This window comes from Kribbella caucasensis (genome assembly GCF_004361855.1).
Taxonomy (GTDB): Bacteria; Actinomycetota; Actinomycetes; order Propionibacteriales; family Kribbellaceae; genus Kribbella; species Kribbella caucasensis.
On record NZ_SNWQ01000005.1, the window covers coordinates 114,169 to 135,572 of the forward strand.

18 protein-coding genes are annotated in these 21,404 nt (G+C 68.7%); 6 read left to right on the forward strand and 12 right to left on the reverse strand.

The window, feature by feature from the left end; genetic code table 11:
- The first annotated feature begins 173 nt into the window (after positions 1–173).
- On the forward strand, positions 174–1,505 hold the full coding sequence (locus EV643_RS12340; RefSeq protein ID WP_238165533.1) for an alkaline phosphatase PhoX: 1,332 nt from the start codon (positions 174–176) through the stop codon (positions 1,503–1,505).
- A gap of 47 nt (positions 1,506–1,552) precedes the next feature.
- Here EV643_RS12340 and EV643_RS12345 read toward each other — a convergent pair whose 3' ends face one another.
- The 3 genes from EV643_RS12345 to EV643_RS12355 are packed head-to-tail and all read right to left on the reverse strand — an operon-like array spanning position 1,553 to position 4,825.
- Positions 1,553–2,932, reverse strand: coding sequence for an ABC transporter substrate-binding protein (locus tag EV643_RS12345; protein WP_133800167.1), 1,380 nt, complete (start codon positions 2,930–2,932; stop codon positions 1,553–1,555).
- Positions 2,933–2,939: 7 nt separating this feature from the next.
- A complete protein-coding gene (locus tag EV643_RS12350) occupies positions 2,940–3,893 on the reverse strand; it encodes a carbohydrate ABC transporter permease (RefSeq protein ID WP_133800168.1) in 954 nt (317 codons plus the stop codon).
- An 11-nt stretch (positions 3,894–3,904) separates the two neighbouring features.
- Positions 3,905–4,825, reverse strand: a complete 921-nt coding sequence (locus EV643_RS12355) for a carbohydrate ABC transporter permease (RefSeq protein WP_133800169.1) — start codon at positions 4,823–4,825, stop codon at positions 3,905–3,907.
- Positions 4,826–4,943: 118 nt separating this feature from the next.
- Between EV643_RS12355 and EV643_RS12360 the strand changes: the two genes are divergently transcribed.
- On the forward strand, positions 4,944–6,125 hold the full coding sequence (locus EV643_RS12360; RefSeq protein ID WP_133800170.1) for an ROK family transcriptional regulator: 1,182 nt from the start codon (positions 4,944–4,946) through the stop codon (positions 6,123–6,125).
- Between the two features lie 136 nt (positions 6,126–6,261).
- Here the strand turns inward: EV643_RS12360 and EV643_RS12365 are convergent, their stop codons facing one another.
- The 9 genes from EV643_RS12365 to EV643_RS12405 form a co-directional block, all read right to left on the reverse strand.
- Positions 6,262–7,500, reverse strand: coding sequence for an ATP-grasp domain-containing protein (locus tag EV643_RS12365; RefSeq protein WP_133800171.1), 1,239 nt, complete (start codon positions 7,498–7,500; stop codon positions 6,262–6,264).
- Positions 7,501–7,509: 9 nt separating this feature from the next.
- Positions 7,510–8,790 carry an MFS transporter gene (locus tag EV643_RS12370; protein WP_133800172.1) on the reverse strand — a complete coding sequence of 427 codons (1,281 nt, stop codon included), beginning with the start codon at positions 8,788–8,790 and terminating at the stop codon, positions 7,510–7,512.
- Positions 8,787–10,085, reverse strand: a complete 1,299-nt coding sequence (locus tag EV643_RS12375; RefSeq protein ID WP_238165534.1) for an ATP-grasp domain-containing protein — start codon at positions 10,083–10,085, stop codon at positions 8,787–8,789. The genes EV643_RS12370 and EV643_RS12375 overlap by 4 nt, the downstream gene beginning before the upstream one ends.
- Positions 10,086–10,460: an avidin-fold protein gene (locus tag EV643_RS12380; RefSeq protein ID WP_133800173.1), complete on the reverse strand. Its 375-nt coding sequence runs from the start codon at positions 10,458–10,460 to the stop codon at positions 10,086–10,088.
- Positions 10,457–12,862: an FAD-dependent oxidoreductase gene (locus EV643_RS12385; protein WP_133800174.1), complete on the reverse strand. Its 2,406-nt coding sequence runs from the start codon at positions 12,860–12,862 to the stop codon at positions 10,457–10,459. Before EV643_RS12385 ends, EV643_RS12380 begins: the two co-directional genes overlap by 4 nt.
- 4 nt (positions 12,863–12,866) lie before the next feature.
- Complete coding sequence (locus tag EV643_RS12390) at positions 12,867–14,246, reverse strand: class I tRNA ligase family protein (RefSeq protein ID WP_133800175.1); 1,380 nt, start codon at positions 14,244–14,246, stop codon at positions 12,867–12,869.
- Positions 14,239–14,643: a cupin domain-containing protein gene (locus EV643_RS12395; protein ID WP_133800176.1), complete on the reverse strand. Its 405-nt coding sequence runs from the start codon at positions 14,641–14,643 to the stop codon at positions 14,239–14,241. Before EV643_RS12395 ends, EV643_RS12390 begins: the two co-directional genes overlap by 8 nt.
- Positions 14,644–15,011: 368 nt before the next feature.
- The gene (locus EV643_RS12400) at positions 15,012–15,422 is read right to left on the reverse strand and encodes a ferritin-like domain-containing protein (protein WP_133800177.1); all 411 of its coding nucleotides are present in this window, start codon (positions 15,420–15,422) and stop codon (positions 15,012–15,014) included.
- Positions 15,419–15,970 (reverse strand): cell division protein FtsK, encoded by a 552-nt coding sequence (locus tag EV643_RS12405; RefSeq protein ID WP_133800178.1) that lies wholly within the window; start codon positions 15,968–15,970, stop codon positions 15,419–15,421. The genes EV643_RS12400 and EV643_RS12405 overlap by 4 nt, the downstream gene beginning before the upstream one ends.
- Before the next feature lie 131 nt (positions 15,971–16,101).
- Between EV643_RS12405 and rimP the strand changes: the two genes are divergently transcribed.
- The 4 genes from rimP to infB all read left to right on the forward strand — a co-directional run bounded on the left by rimP (position 16,102) and on the right by infB (position 21,356).
- The gene (rimP, locus tag EV643_RS12410) at positions 16,102–16,617 is read left to right on the forward strand and encodes a ribosome maturation factor RimP (protein ID WP_133800179.1); all 516 of its coding nucleotides are present in this window, start codon (positions 16,102–16,104) and stop codon (positions 16,615–16,617) included.
- Complete coding sequence (gene nusA, locus EV643_RS12415) at positions 16,617–17,609, forward strand: transcription termination factor NusA (RefSeq protein WP_133800180.1); 993 nt, start codon at positions 16,617–16,619, stop codon at positions 17,607–17,609. Before rimP ends, nusA begins: the two co-directional genes overlap by 1 nt.
- A gap of 57 nt (positions 17,610–17,666) precedes the next feature.
- A complete protein-coding gene (locus EV643_RS12420; RefSeq protein ID WP_255512966.1) occupies positions 17,667–18,065 on the forward strand; it encodes a YlxR family protein in 399 nt (132 codons plus the stop codon).
- A gap of 66 nt (positions 18,066–18,131) precedes the next feature.
- Entirely contained in the window at positions 18,132–21,356 is a 3,225-nt protein-coding gene (gene infB, locus EV643_RS12425) for a translation initiation factor IF-2 (RefSeq protein WP_133800181.1), read from the forward strand.
- Positions 21,357–21,404 lie beyond the last annotated feature (48 nt).

Here is a 21,404-nt window from a genome sequence, read left to right on the forward strand (position 1 = left end):
CCGCGCGTGCCGCGACGCGCGGTTCACCTTGTCGCTGCTTGCCGTTCACCATACGTTCACTGGTGACCGGCAGATCTTATCCGCCAAGGAGGCATCCCGTGTCCGTGGAACCGCAGTCGAATCCCCTGTCCAGGCGTCAGTTCGTCGCTCGTGCGGCCGCGGCGGGTGTTGCCGTGAGTGTAGCGGGGTCGGTGGAGGCCTTGTTCGCCTCCCAGCCGGCCCTCGGTACGTCGGGGCCGAAGATCGGGTACGGCCCGCTGATCCCGGATCCGGACGGCATGCTCGATCTGCCCCGCGGGTTCAAGTACAAGATCCTGTCGCGTGAGGGCACGGTCCGGTCGGACGGCCTGCAGGTGCCGTCCCGGTTCGACGGGATGGGCGCGTTCGCCGACCGCGACGGCGGCAGCCGCCTGGTACGCAACCACGAGTGCAGCCCGACCGCGACGATCCCGGTCAAGGCGCCGGCCGACCGGACGTACGACCCGGCTGCCGCCGGCGGCACCAGCACCCTGGTGGTGGACCGGCACAACCACACCACGAGTGAGTTCGTCAGCCTCGGCGGTTCGGCGATCAACTGCTCGGGCGGTCCTTCCCCGTGGCGCACCTGGCTCACCTGCGAGGAGACCGAGCTCAAGGCCGGCCAGAGCGGCTACACCAAGGACCACGGCTTCATCTTCGAGGTCGACCCGTACGACAACCGGCGCAACGTGGACCCGACCCCACTGACGGCGATGGGCCGGTTCCAGCACGAGGCGGTCGCGATCGATCCGCACACCGGCATCGTCTACGAGACCGAGGACGCGTTCGTGGCGCCGCTGGGCAGCTTCTACCGCTTCCTGCCGAACCGCCCGCGGGGTGGCTGGGGCAGCCTGCGCGCCGGCGGCGAGCTGCAGGCGATCCGTGTGCCCGGCCTGCCCGACCTGTCCGTGGTCCAGGAGGCCGGCCCGACCTTCGGTGGCGTCGAGTGGGTGAAGGTGCCGGATCCGCTGGCCACCACCGAGTCGGTCCGGGCGCAGGACTACGGCAAGCAGATCACCGGCGGCTACAAGATCGAGGGCGCCTGGTGGGGTGCGCGCGACCGCTGCGCCTACTTCGTCTCCTCGTTCGCCCGGACCGAGCTCGGCCCGGCCCAGGACCACGACGGCCAGGTCTGGAAGTACGACCCGCGGCAGGCGACGTTGCGCCTCGAGGTGATCTTCACCAGGCCGGCCCCGGGCTCCGACAACCCGGAGTACGACGCGCCCGACAACATCACCATGTCGCCGTACGGCGGGCTGATGATGTGCGAGGACGGACTCGGCGACCAGCACATGCTCGGCACCACCGAGGACGGCCAGGTCTTCAAGTTCGCCAAGAACCGGGTGAACAACGGCACGCCCGAGGCCCCGGAGTACGGCGAGCTGGCCGGCGTCGGCTTCTCTGCCGACGGCAGGACGATGTTCTTCAACATCTACAACCCCGGCATCACCTACGCGATCACCGGCCCCTGGCGCCGCCGCCGCTGAGCTGTCGCCGGGCCGGGTGGACCCTCGCGGTCCACCCGGCCCGGCCCCTACTGGGCGACCTTGAACAGGTCGTTGAGCTGTCCGTTCAGCTTCGTCAGGGAAGTGATCGGCGAGCTGCCGATGTAGACGGCATCGAAGCGGGGAGCCATCAGCGCCGCGATGTCGGCGGCGTTCGTCGTCACGGGGAAGAGGAACGTCGTCTTCTCCTCGACCTGCTGGGTGAACGGGGTGACGTCGAGCTTGCGCTCGTTCTTGTTGAAGGCGATGGCCAGCTCCGTACCGGCGGGCCGGGCCGGGAAGACGACCCCGGACTGGCCGATGATGTTCTGGCACTCCTCATCAGAGAGGAACTTCACCCATTTCGCCGAGTTCTCGGGCTGCTTGGACAAGGTGGTGACCGAGTCGGCGAGGCCGTTGAACATCGACGCCCGTTTGCCGGTGGGTCCGATCGGGGTGGGCGCGATCCCGATGTCCAGCTTCTTGCCGCCCGCGTCGGTGAGCTTGCTGAAGGTCGAGATCATCCACGAGCCGCTCAGTCCCATCGCCGCGGTCCCGGACTGGATCTGCTTGTCCGTGCCGATCGCGTTCGCGCCGCCGATCTCCTCGTAGCTGGCCATGTAGCCCTTCTGCACGAGCCCGAAGTACCAGCTCAGGGTGTCCTGCAGTTCGGGCTGGTCCAGGTTGAACCGGGTGCCCCAGGGGTTCTTGTCGGTGGCCTGCCAGCCCGCGCTGCCGGTGAACGCCGACCACTGGGTCTGACCCCAACCACCACCGCCCGAGCCCTCCGAGGCCAGCCCATGCGTCTTGACGTTGCTCTTGTCGAAGCCCGGCTCGTCGCCACGAACACCCTTGGCGTCGATGGTGAGGTGTGCGACGAGCTTCTCGAACGTCCCGCCGTCCTGCGGGTTCCAGGTGAGGCTCTGCAGCTCGGCGGGATCCACGCCGGCCGCCTTGAGGGCCGCGCCGTCGTAGAACATGGCGATCGTGTCCCAGTCCTTCGGCGCGCCGTACCGCTTGCCGTCCTGGCCCTTCCACAGCTCTGCCAGGCCCTCCTGGTAGTCGCCATCCTGGATGTCGCTGGTCGGGCCGAGGTCGTCGAGCGGGCGGAGCACCTTCAGGTCGACGTACTGGGCGAACTTCGACAGGTGGTCGGTGAAGACGTCCGGTGCGGTGTCGGCGATGAAGCCGGCGGTGAGCTTGGACCAGTAGGCGTCCCAGCCGTACTGCGAGATGTGGATGCGCAGGCCGGGGTTGGCCTTCTCGAAGGCGTCGGCGCACTTCTGGTAACCCGGCTGCTGCGCAGAGTCCCACAGCCAGTATTCGATGGCGTCGTTGCCGCTGCCGCTGCTACCGCCGCACGCGGTCAGCGCGCTGAAGGTGAGTACGGCGACCGCCGCGGTGCGGATTCGCTGCCGGAAGGTGATCATGGCCGCCTCACTTGATCCCGCTGAAGCCGATGGAGTTGACGATGCGCTTCGCAAACAGCATGAACAGCAGCAGCATCGGGAGCGCGGCGACCAGCGTGGCCGCCATCAGGCCGGACCAGTCCGGGCCGGTCTGCGGGGTCTGTGACTTGAACACCCCGAGCGCGACGGTGAGGACGCGCGACTTGTCGGTGTAGCTGACCATCAGCGCCCAGAAGTACTCGTTCCACGCTGCGATGTAGGTAAGGATCGCCAGCGTCGTGATCGGGGCCACCGACATCGGCAGGATGAGCCGGAAGAACACCCTGACCTTGGACGCGCCGTCCATCAGCGCCGCCTCCTCCACCTCGCGGGAGATGCCGAGGAAGAACTGGCGCAGGAAGAACACCGCGAACGGCGTCATGAACATGGTCGGCAGGGCGATCCCGAGCAGCGTGTCCACCAGGCCCAGCTGCTTGATCAGCACGAAGTTCGGCAGCAGTGTGAAGATCGCCGGGATCATCAGGCCGGCCAGGAAGAAGGCGAAGACCTTCTCACGGTGCCGCCACTGCAGCCGCGCGAAGGCGTACGCCGCCATCGCGGAGAAGAACACCTGCCCGACGGTGATGAGCGTGGAGACGACGACGGAGTTGAACAGGTAACGCCAGAAGTTGATCGCCTGCCCGGCGCCGCCGGCGTCGATCGCCTCCTGCCCCGTCTGCAGGCCGAAGACACGCTCGAATCCACCGCCCGACGTCTGCACCGGCAGCAGGTTGTCGGAGCCGGCGTAGAGGGCGTTGTTGCTGGACAGGGCGGTGCGCAACATCCAGTAGAACGGGAACAGGCTGACGAGGATCACGAGGATCATGAAGGTCCAGGCGAGGACCCGGCCGAAGTTCAGCCGGTGTGGCTCGGGCGGAGCGGGTTCGCGCCGTATGAGGGTCGGCAGTGCCGTCGCGACCGGTGGGGTGGTATCGGTGGTCATTGGGTCCCTCCTCAGGCCAGGTCGGAGGACTCGGCGCGGGTGAGCCGGTACTGGATGAACGTGATGATCACCAGCACGGCGAGCAGAGCCACGGACATGGCCGACGCGTAGCCGAACTGGAAGCGCCCGAACGCGACGTCGTAGATGTAGTACTGCAGCACCCGGGAGGAATCGACCGGTCCGCCCTTGGTCGCGATGGCCACGGTGTCGAAGACCTGGAACGAGCCGACCACCGTGATGATGAGGACCAGCGAGAGGATCGGTCGCAGTAGCGGGACCGTGATGCTGCGGAACATCCGCACCTCGCTCGCGCCGTCGATGCGGCCCGCCTCGTAGACGCTGTCGGGGATCGTCTGCAGGCCGGCGAAGATCAGCAACGCGGTGTAGCCCACGTGCCGCCAGACGTTGATGAAGGCGATCGTCGGGATGACCCAGGCGCTGTCCGACAGGAACGGGATCCGGTCGAGGCCGACGGAGGCGAGGATCGTGTTGCCGATGCCCAGTTGGTAGTCGAGGATCCACAAGAAGACCATCGCGGCCACCACGTTCGAGACGAGGAACGGCGTGAGGACGATGCCGCGCAGCCAGGTCCGCTGGGTCAGGCGCTGCATCATCACCGCGATGACCAGGGCGAGGACCGTCTGGAAGCCGATGTTCAGCAGGACGTAGTAGAGCGTCACCTTCATCGCGTTCCAGAACACCGGGTCCTGCACCATCCGGATGTAGTTGTCCAGGCCGTTGAACTCCGGCGGCGTGAGCAGGTTGAACTTGGTGAAGCTGAGGTAGATCCCGCGCAGGGTCGGCCAGACCAGGAAGACTCCGAAGCCGATCAGAGCGGGGAGGATGAACAGCAGCGCCAGGCGCGTGTCATCGCGCGGGCCCTTGCGGGCGGGACCGGCCTTCACCGGTTCGATCGAGGTCGTCGTGGCCATCATCTCTCCTCCCGGCGAAGTGCTCGCAGGGGCTGCTCGAAGGCGGGGGTATTTACAGTCAGATTGAAAATAAGCCATGCTGGAGGGTGTGACAAGGCTCACTTTGTAAACTGGGTGGATGGCAGTGAGCGGTACGTCTGAACGACCGGTGAGCGAGCGGGGGCTGACTGCGGGGGAACTCGCCGTGACCCGCCAGCTGCTGATCCACGGCCCGGCGACCCGAGGAGACCTCGGCGACCGGCTCAACCTGTCCTACGCGTCGATGTCGCGGCTGGCGCGGGCCCTCATCGGCGGCGGCATCGCGTCCGAGGACCTCGAGTCGGCGGCCGCGATCGGCCGGCCGCGCCAGATCCTGGCGGCCGTGCCCAGCGCCCGCCACGTCGTCGGCGTCAAGCTCACCGCGGACACCGCCTTCGGCGTCGTCTGCGACATGTTCGGTGACGTCAAGGCGACCACCAAGGCAGCACTGCCGGAGCCCGGCGAAGACGGCGTGGTTCCGGTCGGTGCGACGGTGAAGGTCGTCACGCAACTGGCGAACCGGCTCGCCCGGAAGGTGCCCAGCCTGGACGGCATCGGCGTGGCTGTCGGAGGCGTAGTCGCCGACCGCTCAGTCGTGCGGGAGGGGACATTCCTCGGCTGGCGTGAGGTCGACCTCGCCGGCCAGTTGAAAGACCGCACCGGTCTCCCGGTCATCGTCACCAACGACGTCACCGCCCTGGCTCGCGAGCAACTGTGGTTCGGTGCCGGCCGCACCCACTCGACCTTCGGCGTCATCACCGTCGGCGCTGGGTTCGGCGTGGGCGTCGTCCGCGAGGGCGTCGCCATCGAGGAGCTGATCGACAACGGCCACCTGCTGGCCCACGCTCCCATCGACAGCAGCGGGCCTCGCTGCGGCATCGGCCACAGCGGGTGCGCGGCCGCCTACCTCAACCGGGAGGACCTCGAACGCAACGCCTCGGCCGCCGTCAACCGTCCGGTCACCCTGGACGACCTCGTCCGGGCCCGTGCCGTCGGGGACGAGGTGGCCACCCGCTGGCTGGACGGCGCCGCGCGAGCACTCGGACACGTCGTCGCCTCGTTCGCCGGGGCGCTCCAGACGACCTGCATCGTGCTGGCCGGCGAGGACGTCGCCGCGTTCGCCGATTCCGCGGCCCTGCGCGAAGTGATCGCGGATCGACTCCGGCCGGGGCCGCTGGAGACGCAGCGGTGCACGCTCGACATCGTCACCACCCCGCTGACCTTCACCGACTGGGCCCGCGGCGCCGCGGTGGCCGGCATCCAGAACGTCCTGGGCGCCTGACCCGAGGCCGCGCACTCGTAGTACAAGAACCCGGGCACGGGCGTTTGGGGGAACGTCCGTGCCCGGGGCAGGGGTCGTGCGGGCGGTTCAGCGGATGATCTGGGGGATCGGAAAGCTGAGCTGAGCGCCGCCCGGATCAGGGTTCGTCGATGACGATCGCCGCCTCCATCTCCAGGACTCGCCGGTAGTCGTCGTCGAGGGTCTGGGCATCGCTGTGGATCAGGATCACCCAGGCCAGGCAGGTGAACAGGTCGACCGTCTCGGGGACGATCGCGTCCTCTTCGTGCAGGATCTTCATCCAGTGGAACGACTTCAGTTCCTCGATCCCGTCGAAGACCTCGCGGCTGCGGAAGTAGCCGTCCCGGTAGGCGGAGATGAAGATGCCGCGCAGGTGCTGGACCAGGTCGAAGCTGTCCCGCACCTCACCGCGGACCCGGTGCGCGACGGTCCGCTTGATGTGGTTGTCGCCGGTGGCCAGCTCGCTGACCATCTGGTGACCACCACCGGCCGGCCGGGCCGCGACCTCGATCAGCCGGGGGCCGGCCGCGGTCAGCATCACCTCGGCATGTCCGCAGCCGATCCGGATCCCGACCGCGTCGAGTACCTGCTGGGTGTACGGCCAGATCGCCAGTACTTCGGGGTCGTCGGCCGCGAGGAAGTCGATCCGGTGGTAGATCCCGATCTTGTCGCCACGACTGATCTTGGTGTACCGGCACACGTCGACGAGCGAGTGCTTTCCGTCGACCGTGTAGCTGTCGACCAGGTACTCCGTACCCTCGGCGTACTCCTGGATCAGTACCGCGTCGTTGACCAGGCCCATCTTGTTGGTCCGGCCGAGCACCCGGTCGAACCGCTCCCGCCAGTCGCCGTCCTCGAAGACGACGTACACCTCGTCACCGGCGGCACTCTTCGGCGGCTTGATCACCAGCCGCCGGCCGAGCAGGTCGTTCTCCTTCAGCCAGTTCTCGGCCTCGACCGGATCGGCGGTCTTGAGCTGCCGTAGCCGGGGGACACCCGCAGCTCGCAACGCCTCGGCCATCTGCCACTTGTCCCGCCGGGCCGCCGCGAGCTCGGGCACGTTGCCGGTACCGGGCACGAGGATCTCGATCAGCTGATCACACAGCTCGGTCCCGCTCTCGGCGCCCGGGATCAGGTACTCCGGGTCGTACTGCCGTAGTTCTTCTGCCAAGGAATGAACGTCCCCGGTGAAGTAGTGGATGTGCTCGAAGACCTCCGGGTGCCAGCTCCCGGTGAACGCGGGCGGCGGCTCGAGCCCACTCAGTACGGCGACGGGAATCTGTCCTGCTTCTGTGAAGGCGGCAGGGTATTCCTGCCCAGTGGACAACGGGTCCACGATGATTGTGTATTTCGACATTGCGTCCTCCTACGAGCTTTCGCTCGGCAACGGCTCGGCGGCCGGGGTGATGTCCACTGCTGGTTCTTCCGTCTGGGCGCCGCTCGACATCCCGAAGTACGCGAGCACGATCCCGACCGCGCCGGCCAGGCCGCACCACACCCACACCTGGGTGCCGGCCGAGTTCCACAGCCACACCCCGAGGAACGGCCCGAGCGCGGAGCCGAGACCGAACATGGCGTGCGCCGACCCGACGTACCGACCGAGCAGTTGCGGCGGCGCGGCCATCCCCGGGTAGGCGAACATGGTCGGGCCGCCGATGATCTCGGCCAGCGTCCACAGCAGGGTGCCGATCACGAAGATCGCCACTCCGCCCGGCAGTGCGTAGAACGCGAGCCCACCGCCGAGCAGCACGAACCCGATCATCGCGACCATCCGGGCCGGCCAGTGCTGCACCACCTTGGTCACCAGCAACTCGCAGGTGATCACGATGAAGCCGTTCAGCGCGACCACGGCGCTGAACCACCAAGTGGACAACCCATCCGACTTCATGTGCAGCGGCAGCACGGCCAGGTACTGCATGTAGATCGCCGCGTTGATGAACATGCAGAGCAGGAACAGCACGTACTTGTAGTCCCGCAGTACGGCGACATAACCGGCGCCGCCGGTCGCCGGCTCCTCGGTGACCGCTGTCTGGACGTCCTGAACCGGGGCCGGACGACGCTGCGGCAGCGCCACGATCGCGACCGCCGCGTAGGCGAGTGCCGCCAGGGCTTCGCCGATGAACAGCAGGTTCCACGAGACGGCGACCAGGGCGGCGCCGATCAACGGGGCCGCGGTGGTGCCGAGGTTCATCGCCAGCCGGTAGACCGCGAAGATCATCACCTGGCGGTTCTTCGGTGTCAGCTCGGTCAGCAGTGCCGCCGAGGCCGGCCGGTAGAACTGCCCGACCGCACCGGCCAGCGCGACGACGACCACGACCGCCCCGTAGCTCGGCACGTAAGCGATCGCGAGCACGAACGCCGCCATACCGAACATGCTGATCATCACCGCGGCGCGCGGTCCGACCCTGTCCGACAGCGAACCGCCGATGATCAGACCGACGACCGAGCCGGCGCCGTAGATGCCGAGCGCGGTGCCCGCCTGGACGTCGGTGAATCCCTTCGAGGTGGTCAGGAAGAGCACCAGGAAGACTTGCAGGAACCAGCCGAGCTTGTTCACGAAGACGCCGACCAGCAGCGCCTTCACCGGTAGCGGGGCTTCCCTGATGGTCGCCCAGATGCCGGTGCCTTCTTCGGTGGTGGCGGTCATTGCCCGGCCTCCTCCGGCTCCTTCTCGTCCGTGGCGGGCAGCTTCACTGCACCGGACCAGTGCAGCGCCTTCTCGGCGGCGTCGAGTCCGGCGCGGCACTCGTCGACCGAGCCGGCGACCACGGTCGCGTACGCGATCCGGCCCCACAGCGTGCCGGCCGGCGGGGGACTGGTGGTCTGCCCGGCCGTCATCAGCGGGACCAGTTGGTCGATCGTCTCCGGTAGCCCGGTCCGGTCGAACTCGACCGACTCCAGCACCGTGTCGTTCTCGTCGACGTAGAAGAACCGGACTCCGCCGACCAGCGTGCGGTCCGGCGTGACGTCCGGCTTCCGCCCGCACGCGACCGCCGCGGCCGCGAGACCGGGGTCGGCGCCGGTCGCCTTGAGGCCGAGGTACGGGATCATGTCACCGCCGATGCGGGCGTTGATCTCGATCAGCTTCGGGCCGTCGGCCGTCATCATGATCTCGGTGTGCGTGACGCCGTCGGTGAACGCGATCGCCTGGTGCGCTTCCACGAGCACCCGGATCAGTTGTTCATCGGCCAGCAACGGATCGGCCGCGTCGACGAAGTGGCCGACCTCCTCGGCGTACGGCGGGTAGCCGATCTCCTTGCGGGCCAGGCAGAACGGTGTCACCTCGCCTTGGTAGACGGCCGAGTCGATGCTGATCTCGTAGCCGTCGGCGAACTCCTCGACCAGCACCTTGACGTCGTAGTGCGGCGCCTCGGGCACGGTCGTGTCGTGGGCGAAAGCCCAGTTGTCCTTCAACTCCTCGGCCGAGTTCACCTTCACCACCCCGAGGCTCGCGGCCAGCGCGCGCGGCTTGAGGATCACCGGGTAACCGAGCTTGTCGGCCGTCACGAGCGCCTCGTCCACGGTGTCCACGAGTACGGACTCCGGCTGCGGAACCCCGTGCTCGGCGAGCGCCGTACGGGTGAGGTGTTTGTCGCGGCAGCGGTTCACCATCGCGACGTCGCCGCCCGGCAGGCCGAGGGCCTGGGCCACGTGAGCCGTCTGCAGGATGCGGGCCTCGTCCCAGCAGAGCACACCGTCGATCGGCTGCTCGTCGTGCAACTTGCGCGCCGCCTCGACCAGTACGTCGGCGTCGAGCGTGGTCTCCAGTACCGTCCACGCCTCGATGTAGTCCTTCTCCCACGTCGGTTCCGTGTGCAGGAACATGTGGATCCGGTACTGCGGGGCGATCGAGCGCAGGATGTACTCCCGGAACAGCCGCATCCCGGTGGCCACGACCAGCAGGTGCGGCCGTTCGGTTGTCTCGTTCATCACGGCGTTCATCTAGGCCTCCCTGGGGTCGGGGATCTGCTGGATGTAGCTGATCCCGGTGGTGCCGTCGCTGCGGCGGAAGTGGTCGGCGATCCGGATGTTGCCCCGGGCATCGAACTCGGGGACGCTCAGGCATTCGCCGCTGACCAGGTCGCCGGCCGCCGTGAGCAGGCAGTAGACGGCCCGGATGGATCCGTCCGGCTGCAGGTAGCCGACCAGCCGGCCGCTGCGCAGGGTGCCGCCGGCGTAGAACTCGGCCCAGACCAGGTCGTCCTGCCGGTGGTACTGCCCGTACGGCGCGCCTGCGGCGGGGTCGTCGACCACGAGTTGGAACCAGAGCCCGTCGACATCAGGAGCGACGGGTTCTCCGATGGCAGCGGCGCTCACCACTGCACCGCACAGAGGTCGTCGTTGATCGGGTAGATCTCCCGGTCGAACATGGAGTTCAGCACCATCGCGGCCCGGACCGGCAGCTGGGTGAGCCCGGCGTTGGTCAGGCCGTGGCTGTACCGGCTGGCGTTGAACGAGTAGATCCGGTGCCCGTTCATCCCCTTCCAGCGAACCGAGTAGTCGGGCTCGACCAGCATGTCGCCGTCATCGTCGTAGTCGATCCGCTCCCGCAGGTCGTCGTCGAACGGCGCCTGCACGTGCTCGCGCCCGGTCGCCACCACGACATGCCGTACGTCGTACTCCTCCGGCGCCTGGGTAGTCGTGCAGCGCAGCCGCAACAGGCCGTCCGGCAACGCTTCTGACGACGTGACGTCGCGACCCGGCAGCAGGGTGACGGGGAACCGGCCCAGTTCGAACAGGCCGTCGTAGTTGCCCTGGTAGAGCGCCCGGAGTCCACCGGGAGTGATGGCGTCACCGCTGTAGCGCGCGTCGACGATCATCTCGCGCCGCTTGCCGCGGTTCAGGCCCTGCAGGTACTCGATGTGCGACGGCCGGTAGAGGTCGTTCGCCATCGGGGAGTCGTCGATACTGCGGAACCACTGGTTCCGGCCGAGCCAGCGGATGTCGGTGAACCCGGTGCCGAGCAGTCGCAGTACGCACTCCAGGCCGGTCTGGCCGCCGCCGATGACGGCGATCGGGTCCGCTTTGGACGCCTCCATCCCCGGCAGCCGGGAGCCGAGCTCGTCCGCGATGAACGCACTCGTAGGCGGCAGACCACGCAGGTACTCCGGCCATACCGGCCTGGTGCCGAGTCCGAGCACCAGGTGCTCCGAGACGGCCGCCGGCTCGCCGTCGACGGAGATCTCGAACCCGTGCTCGGTGATCGAGATCGAGTCGACCCGGGAATCGAACCGGACCACGCCGAGCCGTTCGGTGGCCCAGGCCAGGTAGCGCTCGTACTCGATCCGTGGCAGTGCGTCGAACTGGGAGTTGATCAGCGCGTAGAGCCGCCCGGAGGTGACCAGGTAGTTGAGGAACGTCAGCTCGTGCCGCGGATCGACCAGCGACACCAGGTCCTTCATCCAGCCCGTCTGCATCCGAACCCCGGGGTACAGCAGTGGCGTGTGCCAGCCGCTGCCCGGGCGGGAGTCGAACAGGGCGAGCTTCTCGGTGGTGACGTTCTTGTACAGGGCGGCCAGGGACAGGTTCGACGGACCCGCCCCGATCCCGATCGTGTGGTACCGGGTCAGGCTGCTGGTAGTGCGTTCCGTGGTGGGTTCGATGCCGGGTTCCATGATGGTCATCCGCTTGTTCTCCGTCCGCGAAGTGGTGGTGCGCGTGTCCCCACCGGTGACGAGCGGCCCGAGCAGGTCGCTCGCTGCCGTCCGGCTCGCGGCCAGCGCGGTTTTCACGCTGCCGCCGGACCCACCGGTGAAAGTGAAGAGCCGATGTGTGCTGCCGAGCACCGACCAGAGGGTCAGTACCGGCGGATCGGCATAACAGTCGGCGTTGTTGACCGTGTGCGCGGTCTCCAGCAGCCGTAGGTGTGGCAGTCGCTCGCCGGCGATCCGGACGGCCCTGGCCGCCAGATCGTCGACCGGCTCGCTGCTGCCGGGTGGGACGGACCAGCTGTGGCTGTCGACTCCCAGCAGCAGACCGCCGTCTGCCGTCGGGCGCCCGTACAGGTCACTGGTCTCGTCGACGAACATGGTCGGCAGGGCGCCGGCCACTTTGTACACGGCGACCTGGATCGCCTTGGTCCGGTACGGCTCGGCAGGCAACGAGTTGCCGGCGAGCAGTCCGGGTGTCCACGGACCGGCGGCCACCACGACCACGTCGTACCGGGTGCTGTCGCCGGGGAGGCGGCAGCTGACCGATCCGTCGGGGTGGGGGACCAGCCCGAGCACAGGGCCGGTGACGACCCTGCTGTTGTGGCCACAGGCAAGCTGGTCCATCACCAGTGCCCGCAGCTGATCAGGCCGGATGAACCCGGCCCGCTTCTCCAGGACGCCGACCGTCCCGTCGGGGAGTCCGTGCCAGCCGAGGCTGCGCAGCGTGCTCCCATCGACGAGCTCGGTGGAGCCGGGGTGCATGTGCTCCACCTCGGCAACGGCGTCCGCCAGCCCTGCCCAGGGCGCCATCAAATAGGTCGAGCCGGTCTCGGTATAGCCGGCCTGATCCAGTAGGGCAGGAGTCTCGAACAGTTCCGCCAGGCTCTCGATCGCGAGCCGGCGTTGCTCCGGGTGGCTCTCGAAGCCACGCACCCCACCACCGGAGGCGGCGGTGGCGTCGGTGCCGGGCAGCCCGGTCACCAGGTCCACCGACACGGCCGGATAGCCGCTCAGTCGCCAGGCCAGCAGCGTGCCGGCGATGCCGGCCCCGATCACGCAGACTCGCATGGCTCTACTCGCCGCCCGCCCCGGTCAGGGCCGCCTGCAGGTGACCGGTTTCCCGGACGCCACCCGCGAGCAGGGTGAGCAGACCGCGTACGGCGAGGGCGGGGTCGAACCCGGCCGGTCGCAGGGCCGCCTCCGCCCGGGCGAGTTCACGCTCGGCCAGAGCCGGGTCGAGCGATTGGGTGACCTCGTGGGTACCGGCCAGCAATGGCCCCACCTGGTCGGCGAAGGCCCGGAATGAATTCCAGGTGAAGTCGCTCTGATAACGGTCCGGCCGGTCCCAGGCGAGGAACAAACGCACGATTGACGGATCCTCTTTCGTGAGCAGTTCGTTCGCCCAGACGGCGTGATTCCGGCTGGTCGAGAACTTGCTTCCGTCGAGGGTGTAGAACTCGTTGACCACCAGCCCGGAAATTGGTAGTGGATTCACGCCGGCGGCGGCCCAGACGGCCTGCCAGTAGATTGCATACCAATACGCGTTGTCGAGTCCGAGGAAGTGCCACAGACTGCCGACCCGGCCGAGCGCGGCCCGGTAGCCGGGCAGGTCCGAGGCCGCCGGATCGACCGCCTTGGCGATGTTGTAGAGATCGGTCAGCGCGACCTCCGTGTACGGACCGATCCGCAGGCCCTCGAGTGCGTGGTCGCCCTCGATACCCCAGTTGGTCGGGTAGGCAAGTGCGATCTCGGGCAGGTCGGCGTCGAGTTGGCGCCCGATCAGGTCCCGGACCGCGGGTGGGAACTGCGCCCGCAACCAGGCGGCCGTCATCGCGTCGCGGTGATCTTCCATCCGCAGTACAGGCACGGTGGCCTGGAACGGACGGGGTTCGCCGCCGCAGCGACCGCAGACCGGATCGACCATGGTGTCGACCTGGGTGAAGCTGCCGCATTGCTCGCACGCACCACCGGCGGCCGGAGCATGGCACGTCCCGCACAACCCGGTCAGGTAGGACTCGTGCAGGGTGCGGCGGCAATCCGCGCAGGCGTGCAGGGTGACCTCGCGCATCGGGGCGACGCCGCTGGCGACCAGGTGGTTCATCAGCTCGCGGATGATCGGGGCATGGTCATCGGCGAGTGGATCGCTGAACCGGTCGTACCCGATCCGCGCTTGCTGGTAGGTGTCCTGGATGTCGGCGCGGAAGTCGGACATCATCACGCCGACCTCGACACCCTCGCGTTCGGCCCGAGTCAGCACGTAGTTCTGGTGGGCGTCCAGGCCGGTGGTGACGACGACGCGTTCGCCCCGGGCTCGCGCAGCCCGGGCGGCGACGTCGGCTGCGAGATACGGGCCGGACAGGTGCCCGACGTGCAGCGGACCGTTCGCCGTCGGCTGCGGATAGGTGAAAACGGTGACGGTTTCGGCGGCTGGGTTCGTGACCGGATCAGTCATGGCCGGCCGCCGCGGTAGCTACCTGCCTCTCGGCCGCGGCCAGTGCCGCGGCCGCCGCCTCGGCAGCTTCGGGGTACCAGTAGGCGCTGAAGACGGTCAGTACTTCGTCCTCGGAGCGGTTCTGGACGACATGGGCTTCCTTGCTGTCCAGCAGGAACGCGTTGCCGTGCCGGATCTCCTGGACGGAGTCGCCGATCAGCACGTGGGCGGTGCCCGCGACGACGATCGACAGTTCCAGCTCCGGGTGCTGGTCGACCGGGCTCTGGTCACCCGGTGGGATGGAGTACCACATGGCTTGGAACGGCAGGTTCGCGCCGAGGCCGTACTGCTCCCAGCGGACCACTCGGAGATCGTTCACATAAAGGCTTTCGCCGGTGTCTAAGTCGAATGTACGCATGCTTCACTACCCTCCGTAGCCGACGCAGGGCGCGGCTCGAGAAGTTTCGGCAAAACAAATGAAGGTACGGAACAGACGCTTTTGCTTCAGCCTTGGATCATCACCCGCGACGCCGCGGCGAATGCCCAGCGCACAGCGATCGATGCCGCTGTGGCGGGTGAAAGTCCGGCGACCCCCCAGTCTCCGTGACCGGAAATATAGGGAAGGTCACGCTCGGAGTAAAGGGGAATACGCAATGAAATCCAGAAACCCCGTAACCGCACAGGAAATTATTCGTTAGTGCAGCGATTTGGCTGCGCACGGTCCTGGCCCGGCCACGGATCGCAACCGGTCCAGACAGCTATCCGGGTCTTGAGCGCTCAGCGGTGTCAGACCTGGCCCGGCCAGCTGGCCGGCGTACCGCCCCAGCTGAGCTGGTCACGCGCGGTGGCGATCAGCGCCTGGACGGCGAAAGCGCGCACCTTGTCCTGCTCGGCCGCCTCGACCAGATCGCCATAGACGGCTCCCAGCCGGCGCTCGATCCCGAGGATCAACGCGCTCGCGGTCGCCGCGTTCGTCACGGCCTGTGGCAGGTCGTACGCCGCTTCGGCCGCCGCCGGAGTCTGGCCGGCCTCGACCAGGTACGCCGCCAGTTGATCCCGGCGTTTGCGGTGCTGTTCGTACAACGTCGTAGCCGTCCGGAATCGCGCACCGCTGAGTTTTCCGCCCGCCACGCCAACGCCGTACAAAGCAGCGTGTTCGCCGGAAATCGCCGCTTGGAGCGCGTCCGTCTCGCTCATTGGGCTGCCTTCTTCTTGACCACCAGGGTGGCGGCGAGCTGGCTCTCGCTGGCGGCCAGCATGGCCAGCAGGCGCGCGGGCTCGCCGGTCAGCTTGGTGGCGGCGGTGGCGTGGGCCACGGAGAGCTTCTGCTCGCGGCCCATCAGCTCGGCCAGGGCGGCCGCGGCGGTCTTCGGCAGCGCCGGGGGCTTGACCGGCTGCGGCGTCTCGAACCCACCGACCTCCGTCAGCTTCGCGAGGTGGGCGGCCCGGCACTTCATCGCCGTCGTGAGCTGGGTGCGCAGCGCCGGGTAGGTCTTGCTCACGCTGCCGTACCGCTGGGCGATCTGCACCACTTGCGCCGCCGCCGTCGTCAACGCGGCGACCACTGCCGGATCAGTGCTCGGCGTCGGCGACTCCACCGACCCGTCCGGCCCGGCACTGGCCCCCGGCGTACCGGCGGTCTGAGCGGGCGCGTCGTCGCAGCCGGCCACCAATACGACCCCAGCGGCGAGGGCAGCGGACTGTAGCGCGACACGGCGCGACAATAGGAGTGGAGCGTTGAGCACGGCCGAAACCCTATCCCGCCCCACCCGCTCCCGGGATCGCCGCGGTCGGCCGGATATGGTGGGCTACTGCCCTCGGCCGGACCGCCGAGTGCAACAACGGGTGCACAACTGGAGAGAGAGGCAGGTCTACCGTGAGCCGAAAGACCGACCACACGGACCCCACGAGCCTCGAGAACTTCCTGCGGCCGATCGTCGAGCAGTTCGGCTGCGACCTGGAGGCCGCCGACGTCACGCCGGCCGGCCGGCGCCGGTTGCTGCGTGTCCTGGTGGACCGCGACGGCGGGATCAGCCTGGACGACGTCGCCGACGTGACCCGCGCCATTTCCAAGGCGCTGGACGTCGAGGACATCATGGGCGGCGGCGCCTACACGCTGGAGGTCTCCAGCCCCGGAGTGGACCGGCCGCTCACCCTGCCCCGGCACTGGCGCCGCAACCGCACCCGCCTGGTCGCGGTCACGCTGGCCGACGGCGAGAAGCTGACCGGCCGGATCAAGACGGCCTCGGACGACGCCGCCGAGCTGGACGTGGACGGAGCGCCGCGCACGGTCGGGTACGCCGACGTGGCCAAGGCCAAGGTCCAGATCGAGTTCAACCGGGTTGCCGGCAACGACGAACCTGCCGCTGACGGCACGGTGGAGGAGAACTGATGGACATCGACATGGCCGTGCTGCGGTCGCTGGAGCGGGAGAAGGACATCGCCTTCGAGGTGGTGGTCGAGGCGATCGAGCAGGCGCTGCTGGTCGCCTACCACCGGACCGAGGGTGCCCAGCAGCACGCCCGGGCCGAGCTGGACCGCAAGACCGGGCACGTGACCGTCTTCGCCCGCGAGTTCGGACCGGACGGCACCCTGCTCCGCGAGTACGACGACACCCCGGCCGACTTCGGCCGGATCGCCGCCACCACCGCCAAGCAGGTGATCCTGCAGCGGCTCCGCGACGCCGAGGACGAGGTCCGGTACGGCGAGTTCTCCGGCAAGGAGGGCGACATCGTCTCGGGCATCGTCCAGCAGGGCCGCGACCCGCGCTCGGTGATGGTGGACCTGGGCAAGATCGAGGCCGTGCTGCCGGCGCCGGAACAGGTGCCGGGGGAGAAGTACGAGCACGGCTCCCGGCTCCGGGTCTACGTGGTCGGCGTCCGGAAGGGTTTCAAGGGCCCGCAGATCACCGTGTCCCGGACGCACCCGAACCTGGTGAAGAAGCTGTTCGCGCTGGAGGTCCCGGAGATCGCCGACGGCACCGTCGAGATCACCGCGATCGCCCGCGAGGCGGGGCACCGGACCAAGATCGCGGTCCGGACGCTGAACCCGTCGGTGAACGGCAAGGGCGCCTGTATCGGTCCGATGGGCCAGCGGGTGCGCAACATCATGCACGAGCTGCATGGCGAGAAGATCGACATCATCGACCACAGCGACGACCCGGCGACGTTCGTCGGGAATGCGCTGTCGCCCGCGCAGGTTTCCTCCGTAGAGGTGGTCGACGCCGCCGCACGCGCCGCGCGGGTCGTGGTACCCGACTACCAGCTGTCACTGGCGATCGGCAAAGAAGGGCAGAACGCCCGGCTGGCCGCCCGGCTCACCGGCTGGCGGATCGACATCCGGCCGGATACCGATGTGACTCGTGGAGACGAGAAGGTAGACTGATCTCTCGGTCGGTCGACTGAGTCGCAACCACACCCTGAGGATCACCTGACAGTGACGGTGGACGCGCGCCCCGGGAAGGTCCGGGAGCGTACCTGCATAGGGTGCCGGAAGCGGGACAGTCCGTCCGGCTTGCTGCGGATGACGGTTTCCGAGAGGCAGGTCCTCCCGGATCCCGAGCATCGGGCACCCGGCCGTGGGGCGCATCTGCACCCGGTGACCGAGTGTCTCGACCTCGCCGAGCGGCGCAAGGCGTTCCCACGGGCCTTCAAGGTCCAGGGGCCGCTCGATGCGGCCGCCGTGCGGAACTGGATCGAAGGATCCGGGGCCGAGCAGCGCAGCAGTGCAATTGGTAAGGAAAGTGCGGCCACCCGGCCGCCCGCAGCGGTCGAAGGATCGTCGCGACGACATGAAGGCGGGTCATCGACTCATGACCACTCGATGAGTGTCGAACGATGAGTGCAATGCGATGAGCATGTACGTCAACTAACGGTCCGCGCCCAGGCTCGGACCAGAGGGAGAGTAGTGGCAAAGGTCCGGGTCTACGAGCTCGCGAAAGAGCTCGGAGTTACCAGCAAGGTCGTACTGACCAGGCTGAACGACATGGGAGAGTTCGTCCGATCGGCGTCCTCGACGATCGAGGCACCCGTAGTCCGTAGGTTGGCGGAAGAGTTCGAGAAGAACCCGCCGAAGAAGCGCGCGGCCAAGAAGGCCGCCGCAAGTACCTCCGCTGCGCCGCAGGCGACCGCACCGGTCACCCCGGCGGAGCCCGCCGTGCGGAAGGCTCCTGCCCCCGCAGCTCCGGCCGAGCGCCCAGCTCCGGCCGAGCGCCCCGCTCCTGCCGTCGAAGCGCCGGCCGCCCGGGCCGAGTCGCCTGCCCCGCGGGCCGAGGCGCCCGTCGAGGCGCCGGCCGCTCCGAGCGGCCCCGCTGTCTCGGTGCCTGACACCGCCGGGGAAACGCCCGCGCGTGGCACCGGTTCGGCACCGTCCGGCGGCGCCCGTCCGGGCCCGCGGCCTGGTCCCAAGCCCGGCCCGCGCACGGAGACCCCCGCTCCGGCTCGTCCGGGCGACTCTGCCGGTTCCGGCACTGTCGCTCAGCCGGCGTTCGAGGCTCCGGCCGCTCGCGCCGACTCGGTGGAAGCTCCGGCCGCCAAGGCCACGCCGGCGCCCGCCAAGCCGGGTGCTACCCCGGCACAGCAGCGTCCCGCGGCAGATGGTCCGGCCAGGCCGGCGCCGCGTCCCGGCGCACCGGGTGGGTCCGCGCGGCCGGGCAGCAGCCCGCGTCCGGGTGCGCCCCGTCCGGGTGGTGGCCAGCGTCCGGGTGGTTCCGGTGATTCGCGGTCCGGGGGTCCCCGTCCGGGCGCCCCGCGTCCGGGTAACAACCCGTTCAGCTCCACTCAGGGCATGCAGCGCGGTGGCGCGCGCCCGGGTCCGGGCTCGTCCGCTCCGGCGGGCGCCAGCCCGTCCGGGATGTCGCCGCGGCCGCCGCAGGCCCGTGGCGGTGAGCGTTCCGACCGGCCGCGTCAGGGCGGCGTGCCCGGCGCGCCGCGGCCGAACCCGGCGATGATGCCGAAGTCCTCGGCCGGCACGTTCACCGGTCGTCCGTCCGGCCCCGGCGGTGGCGCCGGTGGTGGCGGAGGCGGCGGTGGCCGCGGTCGTCCAGGTGGCGGCGGTGGTACGGGTGGACCGGGTGCCGGTCCGCGCGGTGGTGGCGGAGGCGGCGGTGGCGGTTTCCGTCCCGGTGGCGCCGGTGGTGGCCCGAGCGGCCCTCCCGGTGGTGGCGGTGGCGGTCGTCCAGGTCCGGGCAACCGGGGCCGTGGTGGCACCCAGGGTGCTTTCGGTCGTCCGGGTGGCCCGGCTCGCCGTGGCCGCAAGTCGAAGCGGGCCAAGCGCCAGGAATTCGACAACATGCAGGCTCCGGCCGTCGGCGGCGTACGGGTCAAGCACGGTAACGGCGAGGTCGTCCGGCTGGCTCGCGGCGCGTCCCTGACGGACTTCGCCGAGAAGGTCGGCGCGGATCCGGCGTCGCTGGTGCAGGTGCTGTTCCACCTGGGCGAGATGGTCACCGCGACCCAGTCGGTGAACGAGGAGACCTTGCAGCTGCTCGCCACCGAGCTGGAGTACGACGTCCAGATCGTGTCCCCGGAGGACGAGGACCGCGAGCTGCTGCAGTCGTTCGACATCGACTTCGGGTCGGACGAGGGCGGCGAGGGCGACCTGGTCAAGCGGCCGCCGGTGGTGACCGTGATGGGTCACGTCGACCACGGTAAGACGAAGCTGCTGGACGCGGTCCGGGAAGCCAACGTCGTGGCCAAGGAAGCCGGTGGCATCACCCAGCACATCGGTGCGTACCAAGTGACCACCGAGGTGGACGGCGAGCAGCGGGCCATCACCTTCGTCGACACCCCGGGTCACGAGGCGTTCACCGCCATGCGGGCCCGTGGTGCGCAGGCCACCGACATCGTCATCCTGGTGGTCGCGGCCGACGACGGCGTGATGCCGCAGACGATCGAGGCGCTGAACCACGCCCGGGCGGCGAACGTCCCGATCGTGGTCGCGGTGAACAAGATCGACGTGCCGAGCGCGGACCCGGCCAAGGTGCGCGGTCAGCTGACCGAGTACGGCCTGGTGCCGGAGGAGTACGGCGGCGACACGATGTTCGTCGACGTCTCGGCGAAGTCCCGGATCAACATCGACGGGCTGCTCGAGGGCGTCGTACTGACCGCGGACGCGGCACTCGACCTGCGGGCCAACCCGAACATGCCGGCCCAGGGCATCGCGATCGAGGCGAACCTGGACAAGGGCCGTGGTCCGGTGGCGACCGTGCTGGTGCAGCGCGGCACGCTGCGGGTCGGCGACTCGATGGTGGCGGGACCGGCGTACGGCCGGGTCCGGGCCATGCTCGACGAGCACGGCGACGCTGTCGAAGAGGCGACCCCGTCGCGTCCGGTGCTGGTCCTCGGTCTGACCGCGGTACCGGGAGCGGGCGACAAGTTCCTGGTGGTCGACGACGACCGGATGGCCCGGCAGATCGCCGAGAAGCGGGAAGCCCGCGCTCGTGCGGCGGCCAACGCCAAGCGGCGCGCGCGCCGGACCCTCGAGGACTTCATGGCCTCGATGGAGAAGGGCGAGACCCAGGAACTGCTGCTCATCCTCAAGGGCGACGTGTCCGGTTCGGTCGAGGCGCTGGAAGACGCGCTGGTCCGGATCGAGGTCGGCGACGAGGTCAACCTCCGGGTCATCGACCGTGGTGTCGGTGCGATCAACGAGAACGACGTCAACCTGGCCATCGCGTCGAACGCCGTCATCATCGGCTTCAACGTGCGGCCGGCGGGCAAGGCCGGTGACCTGGCCGAGCGCGAGGGCGTGGATGTCCGGTACTACTCGGTCATCTACTCGGCGATCGACGACATCGAGGCGGCCCTGAAGGGCATGCTCAAGCCGATCTACGAAGAGGTCACGCTGGGCCAGGCGGAGATCCGGGAGATCTTCAAGTCCTCGAAGGTCGGCAACATCGCCGGTTGCTGGGTGACCAGTGGCCTGATCCGCCGCAACGCCAAGGTCCGGTTGATCCGGGACGGTGCGGTGGTGGTGGACAACACCGAGTTGTCGTCGCTGAAGAGGTTCAAGGACGACGCGTCCGAGGTCCGCGAGGGCTTCGAGTGTGGTCTGACCCTCAACGGCTACAACGACATCAAGATCGGCGACGTCGTCGAGGCGTTCGAGTTGCGCGAGAAGCCGCGCAGCTGATCGGCGCCTCAGGCCGGTGAGTGGGACACCTGCTCACCGGCGTACGGC